The organism is Anoxybacillus andreesenii (genome assembly GCF_030813005.1).
Taxonomy (GTDB): Bacteria; Bacillota; Bacilli; order Bacillales; family Cytobacillaceae; genus Robertmurraya; species Robertmurraya andreesenii.
In genome coordinates, this window is the sequence record NZ_JAUSTU010000020.1 from 18,136 (window position 1) to 37,905 (window position 19,770).

Annotated in this window: 15 protein-coding genes; 14 read left to right on the top strand and 1 reads right to left on the bottom strand. The window is 42.6% G+C overall.

Features of this window, described 5'->3' with window-relative positions; genetic code table 11:
* Positions 1-7 precede the first annotated feature (7 nt).
* From J2S07_RS16905 to J2S07_RS16950, 10 genes are all read left to right on the top strand, one after another.
* On the top strand, positions 8-1,147 hold the full coding sequence (locus J2S07_RS16905; RefSeq protein ID WP_307151582.1) for a YecA family protein: 1,140 nt from the start codon (positions 8-10) through the stop codon (positions 1,145-1,147).
* A gap of 471 nt (positions 1,148-1,618) precedes the next feature.
* Positions 1,619-4,132: a preprotein translocase subunit SecA gene (secA, locus tag J2S07_RS16910; protein WP_307151583.1), complete on the top strand. Its 2,514-nt coding sequence runs from the start codon at positions 1,619-1,621 to the stop codon at positions 4,130-4,132.
* A 785-nt stretch (positions 4,133-4,917) separates the two neighbouring features.
* Positions 4,918-6,025, top strand: a protein-coding gene (gene prfB / locus J2S07_RS16915) for a peptide chain release factor 2 (protein WP_307151584.1) whose coding sequence is annotated in 2 segments (ribosomal slippage) — positions 4,918-4,989 and positions 4,991-6,025 — 1,107 coding nt in all. Because the reading frame shifts where the segments join, the coding sequence is not laid out codon by codon here.
* A gap of 283 nt (positions 6,026-6,308) precedes the next feature.
* Complete coding sequence (locus J2S07_RS16920) at positions 6,309-7,175, top strand: YitT family protein (RefSeq protein WP_307151585.1); 867 nt, start codon at positions 6,309-6,311, stop codon at positions 7,173-7,175.
* Between the two features lie 51 nt (positions 7,176-7,226).
* Positions 7,227-7,562: a cytochrome c551 gene (gene cccB, locus J2S07_RS16925; protein ID WP_307151586.1), complete on the top strand. Its 336-nt coding sequence runs from the start codon at positions 7,227-7,229 to the stop codon at positions 7,560-7,562.
* A gap of 178 nt (positions 7,563-7,740) precedes the next feature.
* Complete coding sequence (cccB, locus tag J2S07_RS16930) at positions 7,741-8,079, top strand: cytochrome c551 (RefSeq protein WP_307151587.1); 339 nt, start codon at positions 7,741-7,743, stop codon at positions 8,077-8,079.
* Positions 8,080-8,457: 378 nt separating this feature from the next.
* On the top strand, positions 8,458-9,144 hold the full coding sequence (ftsE, locus tag J2S07_RS16935; RefSeq protein ID WP_307151588.1) for a cell division ATP-binding protein FtsE: 687 nt from the start codon (positions 8,458-8,460) through the stop codon (positions 9,142-9,144).
* Entirely contained in the window at positions 9,134-10,027 is an 894-nt protein-coding gene (gene ftsX / locus J2S07_RS16940; RefSeq protein WP_307151589.1) for a permease-like cell division protein FtsX, read from the top strand. Before ftsE ends, ftsX begins: the two co-directional genes overlap by 11 nt.
* 138 nt (positions 10,028-10,165) lie before the next feature.
* Positions 10,166-11,425, top strand: coding sequence for a murein hydrolase activator EnvC family protein (locus J2S07_RS16945; RefSeq protein WP_307151590.1), 1,260 nt, complete (start codon positions 10,166-10,168; stop codon positions 11,423-11,425).
* Positions 11,426-11,571: 146 nt separating this feature from the next.
* On the top strand, positions 11,572-13,020 hold the full coding sequence (locus J2S07_RS16950; protein ID WP_307151591.1) for a S41 family peptidase: 1,449 nt from the start codon (positions 11,572-11,574) through the stop codon (positions 13,018-13,020).
* A gap of 194 nt (positions 13,021-13,214) precedes the next feature.
* Here the strand turns inward: J2S07_RS16950 and J2S07_RS16955 are convergent, their stop codons facing one another.
* The gene (locus J2S07_RS16955; RefSeq protein ID WP_307151592.1) at positions 13,215-15,302 is read right to left on the bottom strand and encodes a transglycosylase domain-containing protein; all 2,088 of its coding nucleotides are present in this window, start codon (positions 15,300-15,302) and stop codon (positions 13,215-13,217) included.
* A gap of 455 nt (positions 15,303-15,757) precedes the next feature.
* Between J2S07_RS16955 and J2S07_RS16960 the strand changes: the two genes are divergently transcribed.
* From J2S07_RS16960 to J2S07_RS16975, 4 genes are all read left to right on the top strand, one after another.
* Complete coding sequence (locus J2S07_RS16960; protein ID WP_307151593.1) at positions 15,758-17,062, top strand: vWA domain-containing protein; 1,305 nt, start codon at positions 15,758-15,760, stop codon at positions 17,060-17,062.
* A 16-nt stretch (positions 17,063-17,078) separates the two neighbouring features.
* On the top strand, positions 17,079-17,771 hold the full coding sequence (locus J2S07_RS16965) for a hypothetical protein (protein WP_307151594.1): 693 nt from the start codon (positions 17,079-17,081) through the stop codon (positions 17,769-17,771).
* A 204-nt stretch (positions 17,772-17,975) separates the two neighbouring features.
* Positions 17,976-18,605 (top strand): SAF domain-containing protein, encoded by a 630-nt coding sequence (locus tag J2S07_RS16970; RefSeq protein ID WP_307151595.1) that lies wholly within the window; start codon positions 17,976-17,978, stop codon positions 18,603-18,605.
* A 36-nt stretch (positions 18,606-18,641) separates the two neighbouring features.
* A complete protein-coding gene (locus J2S07_RS16975) occupies positions 18,642-19,769 on the top strand; it encodes a CpaE/TadZ family protein (RefSeq protein ID WP_307151596.1) in 1,128 nt (375 codons plus the stop codon).
* Position 19,770: the final 1 nt, after the last annotated feature.

A 19,770-nucleotide genomic window follows, 5' to 3' on the forward strand; every position in this document is an offset into this window, starting at 1 on the left:
ACCAATGATGCAAACGAAGGTGAGCCGCAATGAGCCATGTCCATGCGGAAGCGGGAAGAAATACAAGAAATGCTGCGGGCTTCAGAAGACGGTATCAATCACTTCCATTATCGAAAAAGAAATCATGGACATACAGGCGCAGGTGCTCCATTATGCGATGGAGAGATTTGAGATTGAGCTAGATGATGATTTTTCTGGGAGGATTGACCGCCTTTTAGTCGAGGATGAAGACGAAATGGAGTATTATTTGTTTGTGCACACCCTCTGGTTCACATCCTTTGTCCCCGTCGATCATGGAAAAACAATTCTACAGCATTTTATTGAAGAAAAAAGCAGAATGATTCAGCGGCCGAAGGTAAAAGAGATTCTTCAAACATGGACAAACCCTAGACCGATTGCGGGAAGAGTGGTTGGAATCACTTCGGATACTATGGCAGTGAGGGATGCATTTACCAATGAAGTCCACCAAATCAAGCTGTTAGAAGAATATGACGTAACAGCTAACGCCTTCTTATTTGCCATTCTTGTTCCATTTGGTACGGAGTGGATCGTATTCCCTACCATTTTTGACATGGAAGGAGAGGATAACGAGAAGGAGGAGCTTTTCCTAAGGAAGGAATTCGGACGTACGACCTATGACAACCCCATAGAGTTCTTACAGGAGCAGTTTCTTGATTTGATGAACACCTTACCGTATGCGATGCTTGATTATGGATCGGGTAGCATTGACTGGAAGAACGATGCTCACAGGGAAATAGCGGTTCTTTTTGAAGAAAAAATGAAAGAGGGATCTGCTCCTGATACGCTCATTGCCACAGGACTTCTTCTTTGGTTTAAATACTGTGAAAAGGATCTAAAGCTGATTAAAAAGCCAGAAACCTATGCAGCAGCCGTTCATTATTTGAACCTGAAGGCTAATCCAATGCTCGATCTAACAAAAAAAGAGATCGCAAATCTATATGGAATCTCTCCCTCTACTTTGGGTACGGCTATTAGAGATATGGAATTTGATTTATATGAAGAGCTTATGGAGTTAAAGGGCATGTATCTAGAGCAAATCATAGAGGATTTGGAGTTAGGATCCTTTGGTTTTCCCGATGATGACTGGGATGACGAAGAGGACGATGACGATGGATATCTATTCTAATAGATGAAAAGGCTGGCTTTTTAGTCAGTCTTTTTGTGATAAAGGGCCCTTTACAAAAGTTGTCACTCCTCTTTGGAAGTGGTAATATGATAAGGAATAAACTTGATTTCAGCAAAGATAAGACAGCAAGATTACAGAGAAAAATTCTCTATTTAGAATACAAAATGAGAGAGAGGATTTCGCCTTTCTTTTTTGTTTTGGCAAATCTTCCACGGATTATGGTCATAGAATGGTCCTCATACCGACCATTCTGTTTCATACAGAGTAAGTGCCACGCATAAGATCCCCCAGCACTTTTCTCCTCTGTTTTAAGAGTTGGCTGTATGAAATAAAGATTTAGTGATCAATTAATTGTTCAAATGGAACAATGTTTGAGAAAAATGCTATTGTTTTGGCCTAGTTGGAGAGCGGAGTAGCGAGAGGCTTCTCCACTAGCAGATTATAAAGCCTTATTTAAAAGGAGCGTATTCAATGCTTGGAATGTTAAATAAAGTTTTCGATCCAACCAAACGTGATCTAAAGCGTTTGACGAAATTAAGTGAACAAATTGACGCACTTGCCAGTAAAACAGCTGCTTTAACGGATGAGCAGCTGCGCATGAAGACAGTTGAATTTAAGGAACGTCATCATAAGGGCGAATCCTTGGACGATCTTTTAGTAGAAGCATTTGCGGTTGTTCGTGAGGCGGCCAAGCGTGTGCTTGGACTTTATCCATATCCTGTCCAGCTCATGGGGGGGGCAGCCCTTCATGAAGGGAATATTGCGGAGATGAAGACAGGGGAAGGAAAAACGTTAACGGCGACGATGCCAGTATACCTGAACGCTCTTTCTGGAAAAGGGGTACACGTTGTTACCGTGAACGAATACCTTGCTTCCCGTGACGCAACGGAAATGGGTCAGCTTTACGAATTTTTAGGCTTAACCGTGGGTTTGAATTCCAATGGGCTTTCGAAGGAAGAGAAGCAAGCGGCCTATGCCTGCGATATTACGTACAGCACAAATAACGAGCTTGGCTTCGACTACCTGCGTGATAACATGGTGCTCTACAAGGAGCAAAAGGTTCAGCGCCCGCTTAATTTTGCGATTATTGACGAGGTTGACTCCATTTTAATTGATGAGGCTCGTACACCGCTCATTATTTCTGGGTCAGCTCAGAAGTCAACCGCTCTCTATATTCAGGCGAATGCATTTGTTCGTACCTTGAAAAAAGAAACGGATTATACGTATGATGAGAAAACGAAGGGAGTTCAATTAACAGAGGACGGGATCTCCAAGGCAGAGAAGGCTTTTGGGATTGAGAACCTTTTTGATATCCGTCATGTTTCCCTCAACCATCATATCAATCAGGCGTTAAAGGCCCATGCGAGCATGCATATCGATGTTGATTACGTCGTGCAGGATGGGGAAATTGTCATTGTTGACCAGTTTACTGGACGTTTGATGAAGGGGCGTCGCTATAGCGATGGACTTCACCAGGCCATTGAGGCGAAGGAAGGTCTTGAAATTCAAAATGAAAGCATGACCCTCGCATCGATTACGTTCCAGAACTATTTCCGTATGTACAATAAGCTTGCGGGGATGACGGGTACTGCGAAGACAGAGGAAGAAGAATTCCGCAATATTTATAATATGAATGTTATCGTGATTCCGACGAATAGGCCGATTACTCGTGATGATCGTGCCGACTTAATCTATGCGACTATGGATGGCAAGTTCCGCGCGGTCGTCGAGGATATCGCTGAACGCCATAAAAAGGGCCAGCCGGTGCTAGTTGGTACGGTTGCGATTGAAACATCTGAGCTGATTTCAAAGTATTTGACGAAAAAAGGCATCCATCACAATGTCTTAAATGCGAAAAACCATGGACGTGAAGCCGAAATCATTGCATCTGCCGGAGAAAAGGGTTCTGTTACAATTGCCACCAACATGGCTGGTCGTGGTACAGATATCAAGCTTGGTGAGGGTGTGAAGGAGCTTGGTGGCTTGGCGGTTATTGGTACGGAAAGACATGAAAGCCGACGGATCGATAACCAGCTTCGTGGACGTTCTGGTCGTCAAGGGGACCCAGGGGTTACGCAATTCTATCTATCGATGGAAGATGAATTAATGCGTCGCTTCGGCTCAGACAATATGAAGGCCATGATGACGAAACTTGGAATGGATGATTCTCAACCAATCCAAAGTAAAATGGTTTCCAAGGCGGTTGAATCTGCGCAAAAACGGGTAGAAGGAAATAACTTTGATGCTCGTAAACAATTGCTATCCTATGATGACGTATTGCGCCAGCAGCGTGAAATTATTTACAAGCAGCGTAATGAAGTGCTTGAATCTGATAATTTACGAGAAATTCTCCAGAATATGATTTTGAGCTCTTTGAGCCGTCACGTGGAGGCCTTTACGCCTGCTAATGAAGAGCCAGAGAAGTGGAATTTACAAGGTTTAATTGACTATGTAAATGGTAATCTTTTACACGAAGGCGATGTCACGGTTGAAGAGCTTCGCGGCAAGGTACCAGAGGAAATCACCGAGTTGATTTTTGAAAAGGTGAAAGAGCGCTATGAAGAAAAAGAAGCGCAGCTTGCTGAGGAGCAAATGCGTGAATTTGAAAAGGTTGTCTTACTCCGTGCGGTTGATTCCAAGTGGATTGACCATATCGATGCGATGGATCAGCTTCGTCAGGGAATCCATCTCCGTGCTTACGGACAAATCGATCCATTGCGTGAGTACAACCACGAGGGCTTTGCGATGTTTGAAGAAATGATTGCAGCCATTGAGGATGATGCCGCGAAGTACGTCATGAAGGCGGAAATCCGCAATAACCTAGAGCGTGAGGAAGTCGCAAAGGGTCAGGCCGTCAATCCAAAGGAAGATGGCGAAAAGGTAAAGAAAAAGCCAATCGTCAAAGCCATCAATGTCGGCCGTAATGATCCATGTATTTGCGGAAGTGGAAAAAAATACAAAAACTGCTGTGGTCGCACATCATAGAAGAAATTGGGGTCGGGGAACCGACTCTTTTTTTCCTCGAGGCTCTTTTCTCAAGCATTGTTGCTTTTGTTTAAACCTTGTTTATGCAGTCTATTTATTAAAATAACAGAGAAAAGTGCTGATTTACTCTATACGTGGCATATGTCTAGTATGAAGCGGAATGGCTGGCAATAAAGCCACAATCCGTACGAAAATATCTTTCCTCGAAAATGGCTTTGGGGTTGAAGTACGTGTATTGGTGAGTGTTGGTTAGGGTAAAACATGTGGATTTGTCTTGAGGGAGGACGCACTGAGGACTACGAATGGTGACGACCAGGTGAACAAGTCTTCAGAGGGACCCAATGACGACAGGAATCGATGTAGCCAATGTGAAGTTGTCGTCATAGGGGCTCAATGACGACAGAACACAATGCAACCGATGGGAAGTTGACGTTATACGGGCTCAATGACGACAGAATACAATGCAACCGATGGGAAGTTGACGTTATACGGGCTCAATGACGACAGAATACAATGTAACCAATGTAAAGTTGACGTCATACGCGTCTAATGACGACAGGACTCAACGTTTCCAAGGAGAACTTGTCATCATACGTGCTCAAATAAAGACAAGTATCAACAAACACCGGTAAGCTTGTCTTCATTCACACTCGACCAGACAAAAACATCCCGTCAATACCAAGGAAATACTATTCTTACCATCATATTTCAAGCATGACCTATAATTTTTACCTTATTATTAACCAACAACAATTTATATAAGAAAATATACAGAGGTGAAGCAAATGGAATTAGCAGAAATTCGACATGAGTTAGAGACTACAGCTAAAAAACTAGCGGACTTTAGGGGGTCTCTTTGACTTAGAGAACAAGGAGGCGCGCATTGCTGAGCTGGAGGATGAGATGCTCCAGCCTGATTTCTGGAATGATCAACAGAGTGCTCAGGCCGTCATTAGTGAGGCAAATGGGCTAAAGGACCAGGTGAATGAGTTTCATGATTTGAATGAAACCTTTGAGAATCTTGAATTAACCTATGAGCTTGTAAAGGAAGAAAGCGATGCCGAGCTTCAGGCCGAGCTTGAGGAAGAGCTTGAAGACTTAGTGAAGCGAATGAATGAATACGAACTTCAGCTTCTTCTAAGCGAGCCTTATGATAAAAATAATGCCATTTTAGAGCTACACCCGGGGGCAGGCGGAACCGAGTCACAGGATTGGGGCTCGATGCTTCTGCGCATGTATACACGTTGGGCCGAGAAGAAGGGCTTTAAGGTGGAGACGCTGGATTATCTTCCTGGAGATGAAGCGGGGATTAAGAGTGTCACCCTTTCAATAAAAGGTCATAATGCATATGGCTATTTGAAGGCAGAAAAAGGAGTTCATCGACTCGTTCGGATTTCCCCATTTGATTCGTCAGGACGCCGTCATACTTCCTTCGTTTCCTGTGAAGTGATGCCGGAAATGAATGAAGAAATTGAAATTGAAATTCGCAGTGATGATTTAAAGATTGATACCTACCGCTCGACAGGAGCTGGTGGGCAGCATATCAACACAACCGATTCCGCAGTGCGTATCACTCACCTGCCAACCGGAATCGTTGTTCAATGTCAAAATGAGCGTTCGCAAATTAAGAACCGCGAGGCTGCAATGAAAATGCTTAAAGCGAAGCTCTATCAAAAGAAAATTGAAGAGCAGGAGCAGGAGCTTGCAGAAATTCGCGGGGAACAAAAGGAAATTGGCTGGGGTAGCCAAATCCGTTCCTACGTGTTCCATCCCTATTCCATGGTAAAGGACCACCGAACCAATACTGAAAGTGGAAACGTCCAAGCGGTTATGGATGGGGACTTGGATATCTTCATAAATGCTTATTTACGCTCTAAACTAAGCCTATCCTAATGATTACAAACCTTCACGCAAAGGGACTTGAGGAAAATCCCCTCAACTATCCCGGCATTGTGAAGGTTTTTTTATGAATAAAGTGTCCACTCCACGTGGACATTTAAGGGAAAATGTCCACCGGCGGTACCAGGTACCAAAAGGAACAAGTGAATTTACTCCTTTAAAACGGTAGCCTGCTGGCGTTTACATGGGTGTAAGCCCGTGGTATACTCACTGTCGGAATAGGGGTTTTACATGATTAAGAAGATAATGAGTTATCATAAGGTAAAGGAGACAGGCTATGAGCAACCGTAGGCGCGGACATACATTTAATCCTGTTATTGAAAAAAGCTTAGAATATTTTTACATATTGCTTGGTTCAGCCATCATTGCGTTGGTGTTCAATGTGTTCCTCTTGCCGAATCGTGTCGCATCTGGGGGTGTGAGCGGGATTAGTACCATCACAGCTGCAGTATTTGGATGGGAACCGGCCTATGTGCAGTGGGCTTTTAACATTCCGCTTTTTATCGCTGGCGTCTTATTATTAGGAAGGCAATTTGGCATCAAGACGCTGGTTGGTACGGTGTTTCTACCATTTGTGGTGTTTCTTACAAAAGAGCTTGATCCTTGGACACATGATCCTTTACTCGCTTCTCTTTTTGGTGGGATCGGAATTGGACTGGGGCTTGGCATTGTGTTTCGAGGGAAGGCATCCACAGGAGGCACGGATTTGGCCGCCCAAATCATCAATAAATATACAGGGTTGTCGCTTGGAACCTGTGTGGCGATTATTGATGGGTTAATTGTCTTAACTGCTGCTATTGTCTTTGATATTGAAAGAGGACTTTATGCTTTGATCGGACTTTATGTCACGAGTAAAACCATTGATCTGGTGCAGATTGGTCTCGGTCGATCCAAAATGGTGATGATCATTACCAATAAACAATCAGAAGTTCGTGAAGGAATTTTGAATAAAATTGATAGAGGTGTGACAAAACTATCAGCATATGGTGGTTATACTGATTATGAACGTCCAATCCTCATGTGTGTCGTAGATCAAACGGAGTTCACAAAATTGAAACAATTGGTCAAAAGCATTGATCCGACAGCATTTGTTGTTGTTATGGATGCAGCAGAGGTACTAGGAGAGGGTTTCAAAAGGGCATAGAATTGGTATAATATAGCCGTATATGTACTATTTTCCTGAGGAGGAGTTCAATTGAAAAAGAAGCTTCTTGCATTATTAATGGGTACTTCTTTAGTATTAGCTGCTTGTGGTGGCGGAGATGATGATGCGAAGGATAAGGGCGGCAACAAAGGCGGAGATACCGCAAGCGCAAATGGTGAAGAGCTATATAACAGCAAAGGCTGTAGTGCTTGCCATGGCGGCGATTTAAAAGGTGGAGTGGGACCTGATCTAACAGCTATCGGCGGTACCTTGTCTGCAGACGAAATTAAGACAGTGATTCTTGATGGAAAAGGCAATATGCCAGCACAAAATGTATCAGATGATGAGGCACAATCACTTGCTGATTGGTTAGCTGCAAAGAAATAAGATAGATAAATCAAACGTTCTGGCTCCTCTATGGCCGAACGTTTTTTTAATACCTATTAGATAATAAATATTATAAAAAGAGAATAAATTCACTAAATTGATAAAAATATAAAAGCCTTTGATCCATCGCTCTTTGTATAATGTAGTTAGATTTACTTAGTTTAAGGAGGAGTCTAGCTTGAGAAAAAAGCTTCTAGCATTGATAATGGGTTCAGCTTTAATTTTGGCAGCATGTAGTGGCGGAGGAGAAGAAGCTACTGATAAAAACTCAAAAAATGAAGATACGACTGCAAGTGTAGATCCAGAAAAGAAATATCAGCAAAAATGCTCGATGTGTCATGGAGTCAATTTAGATGACGGTCGTGGAAATGTACCTGAGCTATCGGCAATTGGAGCAACGATGACAAAGGAAGAAATTGAAAAGGTTATCAAAGATGGTCAAGGCACGATGCCAGGTCGTCAATTACAAGGTGAGGAAGCTGAAGCGGTAGCCGAGTGGCTTGCTGCAAAAAAATAAAAGCATTTTTCTTCTAAGATATCCAAAATAAATCGACAACGTTCTGTTTCCATAGCAGAACGTTTTTTCATCTATTCCCTCTTTCTACATTCTCCTTCCATATTTGACAATTTTCCCAAAAAAGAAGGAGTTCAAAAAGATATGTTGTATTTTTAACATAGGTAGAAAATACTCCATCCTTGTCAAAAAATAGAATTATTTCCACGATGAAAAGAAAATGTAATATTTTTTAAACGAAACTCGACAAAATATGATGTTATAATTAATTTGGCTATGAATGAGAATCATTTTTACGATAGGCTATGTTCGCTTGGATAACTAGCAATATTTTTTTTGATAGATTTCTACAAAAATAGAAAGAACCCAAAGGTGATATAGATGATCGAAATGGAAGATGTATATAAAAAGTATCCGAATGGTGTTGTCGCTGCGAACGGGATTGACGTTCGAATTAAGCAGGGTGAGTTTGTTTATGTCGTAGGTCCGAGTGGAGCGGGAAAATCCACTTTTATCAAAATGATGTACCGGGAGGAAAAACCGACCCGCGGCACGATTATGATTAATGGTGTCAATTTAGCAAAATTAAAGGAAAATAAGGTTCCCCATTTACGTCGAAATTTGGGGGTTGTGTTTCAGGATTTCAAATTGCTCCCGACGTTAACCGTGTATGAAAATGTTGCTTTTGCCCTTGAGGTAATTGAAGAACAGCCAAAGCAAATCAAAAAACGTGTGATGGAAACGTTAGATCTTGTCAATTTGAAGCATAAAGTCAGAATGCTCCCTTCTGAGCTTTCCGGTGGAGAGCAGCAAAGGGTCTCGATTGCGCGTTCAATTGTCAATTCCCCGAAGGTGATGATTGCCGATGAGCCGACAGGAAATCTCGATCCGGAGACCTCATGGGAAATTATGAAAATTTTTGAGGAAATTAATACCCGCGGCACGACGATTGTGATGGCCACTCATAACAAAGAAATTGTTAATACTATTCGCCATCGCGTCATTGCGATTGAGAATGGACAAATTATTCGGGATGAGCAGCGAGGTGATTACGGATATGAAAGCTAGAACGCTGCGCCGCCATATGAAAGAAAGTTTGAAAAATCTTGCCCGTAACGGCTGGATGACATTTGCCTCTGTTAGTGCGGTCACGGTCACCCTTATGCTCGTAGGCGTATTCTTTGTGATCATGATGAACCTTAATAAGGTGGCAACGGATATTGAAGAGGATGTCAGAATCCGTGTGCATATTGATATTGCAGCAACAAAACAGGATCAAGCTGCCTTAAAGAAGAAAATTGAACAAATTCCTGAGGTGGAATCGATTGTTTTTTCACCAAAAGAGAATGAATTAAAGAATCTGATTGATAGTCTCGGCGACGAGGGAGAAGCCTTCAAGCTTTTTGAGCAGGATAACCCGCTTTATGATGTCTTCGTTGTCAAAACAAAGCAACCAGAGCAGCTTGAGCAGGTTGCGAAGAAAATTGAGAAATTTGAGTTTGCCTATAAAGTGAAATTTGGACAAGAAGACGTCGATAAGCTGTTCGCTTTTATCAAATCAAGTCGAAATGTTGGACTGGTCCTTATTGTTGGCTTGTTATTTACGGCGATGTTCTTGATTTCCAATACAATCAAGATTACCATCGTGGCGCGGAGAAAAGAAATTGAAATTATGAAACTGGTTGGTGCTACGAATGCCTTTATTCGTTGGCCTTTCTTCTTGGAGGGATTAATGCTTGGGGTGCTAGGCTCTGTTGTGCCGATTGTGTTAATCAGCGTTATCTATGAATATTCCTATGATTATATTTCAGGGAAGCTACAAGGACATTTCATTCATTTACTAGAGTTCAACCCATTTATGTTTCAGGTGGCAGGAATCCTAATCTTACTTGGAGCGGCGATTGGAATTTGGGGAAGTATGATGTCGGTAAGGAAATTCTTGAAGATTTAAGGATTGGGGGATCTCTGAGGTTAGCTCTCGGGATCCCTTCTACATAGTACAGAATAATAGAGCTTTTTTCGTGCAGATTGTGGTTCTGGAATGACAATATTTGAGAAAAGAGCTATTAATAGAAAGGAGAAATCGGGATTGAAGAAAACACTAGTCACGGTATCCATTGCAGCTGTCGTCGGATTAGGTAGTTTGGCAACAGGTTTCCCTTCAGAACGTGCCCTCGCTAATTCAAAGCTTAATAGTTTAAAAGAAAAGAAGAATGAGATTCACCAAAAGCAAACAGAGGTCAATTCAAAGATAGATGAAAAAAGTGAGAAAATTGATCAGGTGAAAAGCGAGCAACAAAGTCTAGACAAAGAAATCAAGCGAATTGATCTGGCTGTGGAAGATACTGAAGCAAAAATTCAAGAAAAGGAAGTAGAGATTAAAGAAACGGAAGCAAACATGAAGAAGCTACAAGAGGAAATCGCTGTTCTCACTGCAAGAATTGAGAAGAGAAATGAACTCTTAAAGGATCGTGCTCGCTCCTTTCAGGAAAATGGCCGAGTGACTTATTTTGATGTTTTACTTGGTGCGAAGAGTTTTTCTGATTTTATTGATCGAATGAGTGCAGTAGCCGTCTTTGTGGAAGCCGATCAGGAAATTCTTCGCGAACAGAAAGCAGATAAGGAAGAGCTTGAGCGCAAGCAAAAGGAAATGGAAGATACGCTTGCAAGTCTTCAAAAGATGCAGGCTGATTTGGAATCAATGAAAAAGAAGCTGGCCTCTCAAAAGGTGGAAAAGGAAAAGGTCATGACTACCTTAAAGAAGCAAGAGGAGGACATGCATGCAGAAATGCTAGAGCTTGAGGAGCAAGAGGCTCTGTTAGCATCACAGAAAAAGGCGATGCAAAAAGCGATTGAGCTCGAGCAAAAACGGCAAGCGGAAGCGGCTAAGAAAAAAGCCGCAAGTCATAGCGGTGCTTCTGGTTCGACGGGTTCTGCACCACCGGTATCAAGCGGATTTTTTACGAAACCAGCAGCAGGCTATCTTTCCTCTGGATTTGGAACGCGCTCCTTAGGAAATCACAAGGGTGTGGATATCGCAGCGAGCGGTCATGTGCCAATTGTTGCTGCGGCTGATGGCGTCGTGATTCGTTCCTATTATTCCTCTTCCTATGGGAACTGTATCTTTATCTCCCATTCTTTAAATGGGCAAATCTATACAACTGTCTATGCGCATATGAGCAGCCGCCTTGCAAGTGAGGGACAGGTTGTTTCCAAGGGTCAACAAATTGGAGTAATGGGAAATACCGGACGTTCCTATGGCCAGCATTTGCATTTTGAGTTACATAAAGGACCATGGCAAGCGGGTCAACCAAATGCGATCAACCCAGTGGGAATCGTTCCATTGTAAGACAACAGCGGGGGAAACATTGTTTCTCCCGCTTTTTTGTTGTTTAGGGTCTTTCGCAAAATCATAACTCGATTATTTTTATCATATAGTGAAAGGACAAGTTCATATTTTCAAGTTTTGCGAGATAAAGAGACAGGAGGTAGAGGATGAAACGTAGATGGATCGCTCTTTTGATGGCAGGGTCCTTGTTTGTCGGGGCTTTCGGAACCTATTGGCTGCTAGAAGGGAAGGGAGCCGGAGAAGAGCAGCAATCAGGGCTCGAGGAGAAGGAAGAAGGGCCTGAACAGATAAAAGGAAGCCTTGAACATTTTGATAAATTTGGGAAGGCTTATGAACTAATTTTGAATCAATACGTAGAGGATGTAGAAGAGGAGACCCTCATTGAGGGGGCGATAAAAGGAATGCTAGATACGTTAGGTGACCAGTATTCCGTCTATATGGATCCGGAAATGGTGAAGCAATTTGACGAAACGTTAGATTCCTCCTTCGAGGGGATTGGTGCAGAGGTCAGCATGGTGGATGGAAAGGTGGTCATCGTTGCCCCTTTTAAAGACTCACCTGCAGAAAAGGCTGGCTTAAAGCCGAATGACCGGATTTTATCTGTGGATGGAGAAAGTATCGAAGGACTCGATCTATACGAAGCTACCTTGAAAATACGTGGGGAAAAAGGGACAACGGTAAAGATTGAAATTGAAAGAAATGGATTAAGCAAGCCACTTGTGATCGAGGTCAAAAGAGATGAAATTCCACAAATCACGGTTTATGGTGACATAAAAAAGCAAAGTGGAAAAAATATTGGCTATCTTGAAGTCACTTCTTTTTCAAAGGAAACGGCTAAAGAATTTCATGAGCATCTCACTGGGATGGAGAAAAAAGGAATCGATGGCCTGATTATTGATGTGCGCGGGAACCCGGGTGGGCTTTTGAGCAGTGTGGAAAAGATTTTGAAGGAATTTGTCACGAAGGATAAGCCGATTTATCAAATTGAGAAGCGCAATGGCGAGAAGATTCGTTTTATTTCTCCGCTGGAAAAAGGAAAGCCTTATCCGATTGTCGTCTTGATTGATAATGGAAGTGCTTCTGCCTCGGAAATATTGGCGGGAGCCTTACAAGAGGCGGAAGGCTATAAACTGATTGGTACAAGGACATTTGGCAAAGGGACGGTACAGCAGCCTTTTGAAATGGGAGATGGAAGCAATATTAAGCTGACCATCTATAAATGGCTGACTCCGGAGGGTAATTGGATTCATAAGGAAGGAATTAAGCCAGATATTGAGGTCAAGCAGCCCGATATTTTTGATACCCATCCTTTGCAAATCGAGGAGGCTTTGAAGAAGGATATGAATAGTGAGCAGGTGCAAAATGCTCAGCAAATTCTTGAGGGACTTGGATTCGCACCCGGCAGAGTAGATGGGTATTTTGATGGTGCGACGGAGACGGCAGTGAAGGCCTTCCAAAACCATCAAGGCCTAACCGTGAGCGGCAGAATCGATAAAAACACCGCTTCCGCACTAGAAAAAGCCATCCTAGCTGAAATTAAAAAGGAAAAGAATGACCTCCAGCTCCAAACCGCTCTTCGCTACATCACAAAATAAAAAAACTGCCGGGTGCAAGCACTCCCGGCAGTTTTTTCGCCTATTTTTCGGTATTTTTCGGTACCTGGTACCACTCACTGTCCACCCCAGAAAGACAAATTCAGCATTTTGTCCATGGACGGTACCAGGTACCATTCGTGGACAAATGACCGAAATGTCCACCGGCGGTACCTGGTACCAATTTACGTACCAATTTACTGGCCGATTTTTTCTTTGATGTAGTTGCCGAGCCAGATGGCGTTGTTTTTGAATTCTTCTAAGGCTTGCTTCCATTTGGGGCTTTCTTCCTTGATGACTTCTTTGATCTCGTCGGTTTTTTTCTTGATGGTTTCGCCAATTTCGCTTTCGTTCTTTTTCTCTTTCTCGGTGCTCCCGCCCGCTAGGCGTGTATTGACGGAGTTTACTTCAAATTCCCCTGCATCAACATAGGAAAGTGCTGGCTCCATGAGCGCACGAAAGACTGGTACGACATTCTTCGAACTGCTGTTCGACAAGTAATGCTCCCGGTCGGTTTGGTCATAGCCAAGCCAGACGGCGCCAACGACATTCGGGGTATAGCCGACAAACCATTGGTCCTTGGAGCCATTAATATCCTTGTAAGGAAGCTGGGTCGAACCAGTCTTGCCCGCAATTTCGACGCCTGAGATTTGGGCAGCTGTCCCTGTTCCAGATTCCACGACATTGAGAAGCATCGAGTTAATCTCTTTGGCCACTGTTTTCGACGTTACTTTTGTCGTCTCACTCTTATGTTCTGCAATAATATTTCCCGTCGGTCCGACAATTTTCTCAATCAAATGTCCATCGGGACGTTTCCCGTCATTGGCAAATGTCGAATAGGCCTCGGCAAGCTTCAGTGGCGAGATTCCTTTATGCATCCCACCGAGTGCAATTCCTAAATAATGGTCCTTGTCCGTCAAAGGGATCCCAAATCGCTTCAGAGCATCCAATCCTTTCTCCAAGCCAATTTCATTTAGAAGCCAAACTGTCGGTGCATTCAATGAGTCCTCCACCGCTTTGTACATCGGAACTTCTCCTTTATACACCCCATCTGGATTTGTCGGTGTATAAGAGCCATATGATTTTTTTTCATCCTTCAAAATGGAGGTGATCGCATAGCCCTCTTCAAGAGCAGGTGTGTAAACAGCTAAGGGCTTCATTGTCGAGCCGGGCTGTGCCTTCAAATGCGTCGCTCGGTTAAACCCGCGGAACACATAATCGCCGCGACCGCCAACTAATCCAAGCACTCCACCCGTCTTTGCATCAAGGATGACAGAACCACTCTGGACAATTTCTCCACCGCGTCCTTTTGGAAAAATGGAGTCCTTCTCATAGACCTTTTCCATGGAGGTTTGGATCCCCTGATCCATATTCGTATAGATCTGATAGCCTCTCGTCAGAATTTCCTCCTGGGTTAGGCCATATTGATGGATGGCCTCATCCAAAACAGCATCGACATAGTAAGGGTGATCTCTTTTAATAAAATTGCCGCCCCCATCCTTCAAGTGAACCTCTTCCTTCTTCGCGACCGCAAATTCCTCCTCATTGATCATGCCATTTTCCTTCATTCTTGATAGCACGACATTTCTTCGTTCAATCGCTCGGTCCAAATGCTTATAGGGGTCCCGGGCCGATGGAGACTGCAGCAAGCCCGCCAACAGCGCTCCCTCGCTAATCGTGACATCCTTAATACTTTTGTTAAAATACTTCTTTGCTGCTTGATCGATCCCCCAGGCCCCACTGCCAAAATAGACCTGGTTCAAATACATTTGCAAAATCTCATCTTTTTCATATTTCTTTTCTAATTCAACGGCAAGAAACAGCTCCTCGATCTTTCGCTTGTACGTTTTTTCTGGCGATAAAAGGGCGTTCTTAGCAAGCTGCTGTGTAATGGTGCTGCCACCGCCTGTAATTCTGCCAGCAAAGAGATTTTTAAAAAAGGCCCGTGAGATTCCCTTCAAGTCAAAGCCATTATGCTCATAAAAGCGGTGATCCTCAATCGCCACCACGGCATTTCGTACATGCTGAGGAATTTCATCTACCTCCACTCCGGAGGTTCGGTTTGTCTGAATCTCGGTGGCTACCTCTCCATTCCGATCATAGATGACGGTTGATTGGCTTAACCCAGCCTTCAATGATTCCACATTTGCCTGGCTTGCTAGAATCGCAAAATAAATAATCGTAAATAGGATCATAGATAATCCTAGCAATAAGAGAATCTGTGTTAAATGCAGCCTCCTCCAAAAAAGGCCTAGTTTTTCCCGCAGCGGTTCAAATCTATTCATAAATCCTTCTCCTTTATTTGCGCAACGTAAAGAATTTGCTCCCTCTCTATCTTTTGCTCTATCGGCATTAGAGAAATCTAATTCTTTTTCATTATAAATCATTCAATGAGGTCTATTCCATTTCGAGACCACAGTCTAACGGATTCACATCCACAAAAAAATCATATAAAAGAACTACAAATTTTAACATTTGTAATATAAGGAACCTAAAATTACAAAAAAACCCTCTATTGAAAAAAATCTCCTATACCATTCTCCTAGTCTTGTCTCCGCCTTTATTCCTCAAAAATATTTTGATATCAGACTAATGTTAGGCCCATTTTATTAGTACAGTATTCACTATACTAAACGTAAATTTGACGAAAATGTGAACGAATGGTAGTAAATATATAGGAGTTTCAGGAAAATTTAGGGTAAAAAAGAGACATGTAACTTGGCAAAGGAGAGATACGAACTTGAAATGGATTCGCTACCTCTTCATTTTCGCAGCCCTTCTATTTGTAGGAGCCTGTTCAAATAATGAAGAAACGAAAAAAGAGAAAAATGAAGCAAAAGAGACGATGAAGCAGGAGGAGGCAAAGGTAGAATATCCAGAAGCCGCTATTAACCCAGAGGAAATAGTCCTGCAGCAGGCTGGAATTAAAATAGGTGAGGCTGAAAAAGGAAGTCTTACGAAGGAGCAGCTAGCAGGGTTCATGAAAGAGTTTGAGACAAAAGGAATGAGTCCACAGGAAATTTTCAATGGTCTTGTTCATTGGTTTGCGCAAAGTTATCAAGCAGCTTATGAGCCATTGCGTGACTTTGAGCCTGATTTTGGAGAATTGGATATATCCAAAAATCAGGAAAAGAAGCAGAAGAATATTGCGATCCATTTGGATGCAAGTGGAAGCATGGCTGGTCATGTTCCAGGGGGCATAAAGATGGACCTCGCCAAAAGCGCATTGAGGAAATACGCCTCAGGCTTACCCATGGAAAGCCTCATGTCGTTACGAGTCTATGGCCATAAAGGAACTGGAAGCGATAGCGACAAATCGCTCTCCTGTTCGAGTACCGAAGTGATGTATCAAACAAGTACATATAATGAAGGGGCATTTACAGAAGCTCTTGGGAAATTCAAGCCAAGTGGTTGGACCCCTCTCGCCGCCTCCATCAATCAGGCATATGAAGATTTGAAGGCAACAGCATCAGAGAATACAGAAAATATTTTATTTATTGTGAGTGACGGAATTGAAACCTGTGGTGGCAATCCAGTTGAGGAAGCTCGCAAGCTAGCAGAATCTGATCTCAACATCAAAGTTAACATCATTGGATTTAATGTGGATGATGCGGGACAAAGACAACTGAGGGAAACAGCCGAAGCAGGGAATGGTGAATATTTCACCGTAAATTCCAATATGGATTTAGACAATACTATTACCCAATTACTTGAGGATGCAAGAAAAGGCTTTGAGAAAAACTTTGAAAAGGCAACCTTAAGCACGAAGGTCAATTTTCGTGTCGCAGAGATTTCGAGGGAAATCAATGATTTAGGCTCTCGTTTTACCGATGTTTACGACCGAGAGAGCCGCTTGCTGACTGATGCATCATATGAACTCTATACACAGGAAAAAATCACCGAAGAAGAGAATGACGCCATTGACCTTCTTATCGAGCAACGATACGAGGCTTTGCAACAGTTCAAGGAGACCCTGATTGAAAAGGCCAATGAAAAAAAGAATAAAAAGCACGAAGAGTTGCTATCCATTATCAGCAGCAGTTAGTGAAAGGAGGTACACCATGCAGGTCATTGTTGACGAATCATTAGGATTACCGAATGAAGTTCTGGAAGAGGCCGTGATAAGAAAGGCAAAGCTGAAAAATGATTCATCCCTACCAGAGATGGTACAAAAGCATAAAGGTGGGGTCATCGCCAAGAAGCTTACTGTAGCAAAAAGGAACAAAGAGTCTGAGCTTGAGGAAATGATTCAGCTCCTAGAGCAATATGAGGAAATTCTCTATGTATACGATTCTTTTATGCTTGATGAAGGGTTGCTCAAAAGAATTCGAACCTGGGCCTATCCGAAGCGAAAGCTCTTTCTCCTCAATGGAGCAGAAAATCGAGCGTTTACTATCTATTTTTTGGAAAAATTAAAAGAGATGCTATTTGAAGAATTGTATTATTCCAATCATCATCCAACGAAAAAATTCACGATCACCAATGACCCAAAATATCAATCTGGCTATCTATTATTAAAGAAATTTAAACATAAGCAATTCCATGTATTTGATAGTCGAAGACAGACTAAAATTGTTTCTGGGAGGAAGCAGGATTTGCTTGAACAATTTGTCCATCTCCCGTCAGCAGAAATTTACATAGCTTCTAGAAAACCGATTTTCCCCGATCATCGTTCAGTGAAATATTTTGAATTACAGAAACATAGTCTTCCAGTTTGTTCGGATTGGACAGATATTTTTATCCCTCAATATTGATTTTGTGGCTCTGTAATATTTTGTAGCAATCTTATATACCGCCTAATACGTGTGCGTGTACGGTCACTAAGTTATTCGTACCGAATAAAACCCGTTCACGCACACGTATAAGGCTAAATATTAACACTGTAAACTAACACGGCAATTTTATTGAAGGGCAGCATCAAAACAGCCCGATAGAATGATAACGGAGTGAGCGATTGAATGATCGATGCTAAGCGAAAAGCCATTATTTTCTTAACCATATCCTTTTTATTAGCCGTCGTGACGGCAGGACTTATCCTTGTACAAATTAATGAAGCACAGGAGAAGCTTGGGAAGACTGTTCAAGTCGCTGCAGCCTCAAAAAACATCAAATCCTACCATGAAATTGGGGAATCTGATGTGACATGGGTGGAGCTTCCTGCTACAAGTGCCTATGAATCTTTTATTACGAGTGAGAAAGAGCTTGAGGAAGCGATCAGCGTAGTGAATCTCAATGAGGGAGAGCTCCTAACAAATTCCCTTGTTCGAAAAAAGCTCGACATCCCTCCGAATGAAAGGGTTGTTTGGTTAAATGCGACCGAAATCGTCTTGATTGACCAGCAGGTGGCTGAAGGGGATCGAGTCGATATTGTCATCGTCTCGAAGGATGAGGCAGACAAATTGGAAACGAAGCGTATTCTCGAAAATGTTCCTGTTGTGCAGCTAGAGGAGCAGGAGGAAGGAGCTCCAAGGGTGAAGGTAGCCCTGTCGATTAAGGACGCTGAAGATGTTATCCACTATCAAAATGCAGCTGTCCAAATTCGTGTACTTAGAGTGAATCAGGCCTCTGCAGGAAAAGAAGAAGTGTAAAGAGGTACTGTCTATATACAGGAAGGATGCGTTTAGTTGAGTAATTTCAAAGGTCTATTCATAACAAAGAATCAAGTCTGGAAAGAGCAATTAAGCAATCGCTTAAATGATGATCAAATTGAAGTCACAACGGTTTCCGAATGGAAAAAGACATTTCTAGAGCAGCGGCATTTCCATTACATCTTTGTAGATGTGGAGGCTATAGAGGATCCCAAAAAGCTGCAGGTCCCATCTACCAGTGTATTAATTGGCCTAACAAGAGAGCATGATTTTGAGGTCGGAAGAAGCTGGCTTGTTGCAGGTGCGAAGGATTTAATCATTTTTCCAGAAGAAGAACATCGTCTAAATGCGCTCGTTAAAGAGCTAAACAACCAATTCATGTTTCAAAAAGAGACGGAATCTGGTTTCGGTTCGGGGCAAGTTCATGCGTTTTACAGTGCAAAGGGTGGAAGCGGGAAGACTCTACTCGCTGCAATGGTGGCCCAGTCACTAAGCATCCATCATCAATTGAAGGTATTGGTCATCGATTTGAATGCCCAGTTTGGAAATATTGAGGTCCTTTTTGGAAGCCAGCCTTTTCGCTCCTACTATGACCTTATTCCAGTCATGGAGGAAATGGATGTTAGACATATTCAAAACATCGGCCACTATATTGAAGAAGCGAACTTGACGCTCGTTACGGGACCGACCGATCCAGCAAAGGCGGAGCAAATCCCAGATGAGCTGATCGCCAGACTCATTCGTATTGCGAAAAGCCAATATGATTTTGTTATTTTGGATCTTCCATCCACAATTAACAATTTGTCCTTCACGGGCTTAAATGAAGCAACACATGTCCATTATGTACTGACTCCAGATAGTCTGGGGATGAGGGCATATAAGTATGCATCAGAGTTATTTGAACGATTCCAAATCGGAAAAAATGGCCAGCTTTCACTCCTTGTCAATCGCGTTCATCCGAAGCTGGAATTAACGGAGAAGGATATTTCAAGAATTTTGGATCAAGAGGTCCATGGACTGATTCATTCTGATTTTTTCTCCATACAGCCAAACATTAATATGGGAGGGGCCTTTTTTAAAAAAGCAAAGGATAAAGGTTCAACAAAGGTTTCCAAGGATGTCAAAAAATATACGGATGAGCTCATAAAACGGACAAAGAGGTGAC

Excerpts from the sequence above, each read along its gene's own strand:
- J2S07_RS16905 (WP_307151582.1), top strand. The coding sequence starts at position 8 with ATGCAAACGAAGGTGAGCCGCAATGAGCCATGTCCATGCGGAAGCGGG.
- secA (WP_307151583.1), top strand. The coding sequence starts at position 1,619 with ATGCTTGGAATGTTAAATAAAGTTTTCGATCCAACCAAACGTGATCTA.
- J2S07_RS16920 (WP_307151585.1), top strand. The coding sequence starts at position 6,309 with ATGAGCAACCGTAGGCGCGGACATACATTTAATCCTGTTATTGAAAAA.
- ftsE (WP_307151588.1), top strand. The coding sequence starts at position 8,458 with ATGATCGAAATGGAAGATGTATATAAAAAGTATCCGAATGGTGTTGTC.
- ftsX (WP_307151589.1), top strand. The coding sequence starts at position 9,134 with ATGAAAGCTAGAACGCTGCGCCGCCATATGAAAGAAAGTTTGAAAAAT.
- J2S07_RS16950 (WP_307151591.1), top strand. The coding sequence starts at position 11,572 with ATGAAACGTAGATGGATCGCTCTTTTGATGGCAGGGTCCTTGTTTGTC.
- J2S07_RS16955 (WP_307151592.1), bottom strand. The coding sequence starts at position 15,302 with ATGAATAGATTTGAACCGCTGCGGGAAAAACTAGGCCTTTTTTGGAGG.
- J2S07_RS16965 (WP_307151594.1), top strand. The coding sequence starts at position 17,079 with ATGCAGGTCATTGTTGACGAATCATTAGGATTACCGAATGAAGTTCTG.
- J2S07_RS16970 (WP_307151595.1), top strand. The coding sequence starts at position 17,976 with ATGATCGATGCTAAGCGAAAAGCCATTATTTTCTTAACCATATCCTTT.